The organism is Leptolyngbya cf. ectocarpi LEGE 11479 (assembly GCF_015207065.1).
In the GTDB taxonomy this organism is placed as follows: Bacteria; Cyanobacteriota; Cyanobacteriia; order Phormidesmidales; family Phormidesmidaceae; genus Leptothoe; species Leptothoe ectocarpi.
Genome location: NZ_JADEXP010000519.1, coordinates 1 through 3,057 on the forward strand (window position 1 = coordinate 1; position 3,057 = coordinate 3,057).

Below are 3,057 nucleotides of genomic sequence, written 5' to 3' on the forward strand. Positions count from 1 at the left end.
GCTATACACTAGCCTTTGGGCGTGTTGAAGCATGGTTTGGATGGCCGTCTTCGACGTTTACTTACGCCCTTTTTTTCAGATTTTCGCTCTCTACGCAACCCTTACTGAAAATGGTGCAAGATCTCAGCTAATTCATAGATTGCTTTGTTGCATATGGCTAAGTTTTGAACAAAATGATGAGGAATTTGTGAGGAAGTTGGAAACTCTCATGTTATTAGTACAGAATTAGCCCTTGGAATAATCTAGCTACCTGACACATTAGTATTGATAAAACCACGATAGTGTTATGTCATCTTCTCTTACCTGCCCTATTCCTTTACAGCAATATCCTCAAGTACTTCTGGCCCATGGCGGTGGTGGACGCTTAATGCACCAGCTGATCGAAGAAATGTTGATAGCAACATTTCAGCCAGATCCAGACTGGCAGCATGATGCGGCTAGTCTGGATCTGGCTGGTAACCGGTTGGCATTTACCACCGATTCCTATGTGGTCACACCGCTGTTTTTCCCAGGAGGTGACATTGGTTCTCTGGCTGTTCATGGCACGGTCAATGACTTAGCCATGGCTGGGGCGAGACCGCACTATCTTAGCCTCAGTTTTATTCTAGAAGAGGGGCTGCCGATGGAGACCCTGTGGCAGGTAGTTCAGTCAATTCAAACAGCTGCTCAACAGTCTCACGTACAGATAGTTACCGGTGATACGAAGGTAGTCGATCGGGGTAAGGGAGATGGGATATTTATCAATACCTCTGGAATTGGCGTACTTGAGCACGATGGCTTTATCGGTCCCCGTTCTGTTCGAGTAGGTGATGTTATTATTCTCAGTGGAGACATTGGCCGCCATGGTATTGCTATTTTGTCTGCTCGTGAAGGGCTGACGTTTGAAACCACTATCAAGAGTGATTCTGCTCCTTTGGTAGATCCTGTTCTGGAGTTGCTACAGAATTCACCAATCCACTGTTTACGCGATCTAACCCGTGGTGGTTTGGCCAGTGCCTTGAATGAAATTGCATTGACTGCTCGTGTGAAAATTGAACTAGAGAGCACAGTAATTCCTGTGGAAGAACAAGTCCAGGGTGCTTGTGAAATTTTAGGTCTCGATCCGTTGTACATCGCCAATGAAGGCCGTTTTGTTGCTTTTGTACCAGCCAGTACTGCATCAGACGCGCTGAAATGTTTGCAACGGTACCATCCACAAGCCCGAATTATTGGACAAGTGGTGGATGCTCAAGGGGCGTTGGTCACGATGAAAAATGCTGTTGGATCCCGGCGCATTCTCGATTTTCTCAGTGGCGAGCAACTTCCCCGTATTTGCTGATGATTCACTTATAAATACCAGGATTAATCCGATCTCCCCCTTCGATTAAGGCGGGTTCAGGTGGAGTCACTACAAAATTCTCTAGATTGGCTTTCAAAATATCGATCTCGCGATCGCTTAAGTTCGGCATCTTGAGAACATCTTCTACCGTATCAAATGGTGAGTTCGCAATAATCTTTCGAGCCAGAGTGGGGTACAGTCCTCGATACCGTCTAAAGATCAGCACGCTAGAATTATTCAGGTCAATCTTTTCGCCAACTTCACCGAGTTTCTCATCAACGGGATTACGCAATACATCAGATAGGATATATGCATTGCTCAGGTTCTTGGTAACCAATGTCTGAGCTGTTGCTGGTTGAACAAAGCCGAGTCCAGTCCAACAACTGATTACTAAAGCAAGCCCTATAAACAGGCTCAAAAACTGTCTAATCATCATCTTAATTCCTTTAAGGTAGATCACTGGTATTCATTTGAGTCGAAACCGCAATAATGCTAAGAACACAATATGAGGATCTTGTGAAAGTTAATGCCCCAACGCTAGTTAGGTTCTTCATTCACACAATGCCCCGCGTTGTTGAACTTTGCCATCTGATCAGTGGACAAGGTCAGGTCTAACGCTCCCAGGTTTTCTTGCATGTGTTCGGGGCGACCCCCTGAAAAAGCAGGTAGCAGGGGCGGCTGGCGATGCATCATCCAGGCCAATACAACTTGATTGGCGGTGGCGTTGAGTTCTTGGGCGACTTCCCGTAGTGCAGCTATCCGGGCTTCTGTATCTGGTCCGGTATAAGCAGCTGAGATGGGACGATCGGGTCGGACATAGGCTCCCCGTAGGAGTGGGGTGTAGCGTCACAATAGCTCATCAGGTTTTGATTGATGAGACGCTGCTCGCCGAAATCTGCGCCAGGATTTGGGCGCAGGTAGGTAAATCGCTGTTCGATACAGGTAAATCCGTTCCAACCTTGAGCCGTTGCGATCGCATCTGCATCTGCTAAACGCCAAGCATAATAATTACTCGCCCCGACAAATCTCACCTTACCGGCTTTCACCAATGAGTGAAACGCCTCAAGTGTTTCCTCTAGGGGCGTATGTGGATCATCCTTATGGGCATAGTAGAGATCTAAATGATCAATCCCCAATCGCTTCAGACTGTTGTCGCATTCAGAAATAATAGTTGCTGCAGCTAGACCATCAGGCACTTCCCCATAACCAAAACCAAAACCAACTTTACTGGCAATGAAGAGATCATCTCGGTTGCCCCGTTCTCGAAGCCATCGACCAACCACAACTTCACTTTCGCCACCCTTGCCGTCAGCGCTCCATTGATTGTAGCTGTTGCCTGTGTCAATGAACATACCTCCAGCTTCTAGATAAATGTCCAGCAGCTGGGCTGATTGTTCGTATGTGTTAAGGGTCCCAAACCGCAGTGTTCCTAGGCATAAACAACTGACGTCAATCCCCGTTTGACTTAACTGAATTTTTTTCATGATTATCTTCAAGCGTACAGATTAATAATTATGTAAGAAAGTACAAAGATGCTGCCCTGTGCTGTTTTACCACTAGCACAAAGGTCTTAGCGATCTAAAAACACAACCTCTTTAGACTACCTACTTCTTCCAATGGAGAGGGTAAGAATCTCATCTGGTTGTTAAATCATATGAATTAGATTCATCCAGGATTAGCTTCTCTCTGTAAGGCTTAGCTTCAGGTTAAATAATTAATATGAGGATTTTATGGGGGCC

At 46.0% G+C, this 3,057-nt stretch carries 4 protein-coding genes; 1 reads left to right on the forward strand and 3 read right to left on the reverse strand.

The window, feature by feature from the left end:
• Positions 1-286: 286 nt before the first annotated feature.
• A complete protein-coding gene (gene hypE / locus IQ260_RS29310) occupies positions 287-1,318 on the forward strand; it encodes a hydrogenase expression/formation protein HypE (protein ID WP_193996590.1) in 1,032 nt (343 codons plus the stop codon).
• A gap of 4 nt (positions 1,319-1,322) precedes the next feature.
• On the opposite strand, the gene psbU is transcribed toward hypE, so the two are convergent.
• The 3 genes from psbU to IQ260_RS29320 form a co-directional block, all read right to left on the reverse strand.
• Positions 1,323-1,754, reverse strand: a complete 432-nt coding sequence (psbU, locus tag IQ260_RS29315) for a photosystem II complex extrinsic protein PsbU (protein ID WP_322745076.1) — start codon at positions 1,752-1,754, stop codon at positions 1,323-1,325.
• 101 nt (positions 1,755-1,855) lie between these two features.
• Positions 1,856-2,116 (reverse strand): aldo/keto reductase, encoded by a 261-nt coding sequence (locus IQ260_RS31945; RefSeq protein WP_407657768.1) that lies wholly within the window; start codon positions 2,114-2,116, stop codon positions 1,856-1,858.
• Positions 2,074-2,802, reverse strand: a complete 729-nt coding sequence (locus IQ260_RS29320; RefSeq protein ID WP_265579592.1) for an aldo/keto reductase — start codon at positions 2,800-2,802, stop codon at positions 2,074-2,076. The genes IQ260_RS31945 and IQ260_RS29320 overlap by 43 nt, the downstream gene beginning before the upstream one ends.
• Positions 2,803-3,057: the final 255 nt, after the last annotated feature.